The 355-nt window shown below is 33.5% G+C and carries 1 protein-coding gene; it reads left to right on the forward strand.

The features are described 5' to 3' along the window. The first annotated feature begins 7 nt into the window (after positions 1–7). Positions 8–112, forward strand: a complete 105-nt coding sequence (locus BWI92_RS28990) for a hypothetical protein (protein WP_409024770.1) — start codon at positions 8–10, stop codon at positions 110–112. Positions 113–355 lie beyond the last annotated feature (243 nt).

The raw sequence follows: 355 nt of genomic DNA on the forward strand, positions 1-355 counted from the left end.
TCAAAGCATTGGGAAAAGAGCTCGTAATATCAAAGTGATTAAACTAGATGGTAGTGCTCCTACCATTGGTGCCTATATCTTACGTTGGATTTTTAGAATTATTCTTGCATGAAATAACAAGGCATATTGAAGTCAAAGCTAAAGTTTGTGATTTCCAATATTTTGAGTCAGAAATGAAAATTTACAAACCGAATTTGAGCATTTCAAAGAAGCCTACAAAAGCTCAGCTAACAATTATCAAAACTGCACAAGAGCTTAAAGACTTGTGCAGTTTTTTTTATTTGAAGCATTGATTATCAAAAGAAGAGTGATTATTCACCCATAAACCCAATCATCCAACCTACATCCTCCTATG

This window comes from Flectobacillus sp. BAB-3569 (genome assembly GCF_002270355.1).
Lineage (GTDB): Bacteria > Bacteroidota > Bacteroidia > Cytophagales > Spirosomataceae > Flectobacillus > Flectobacillus roseus.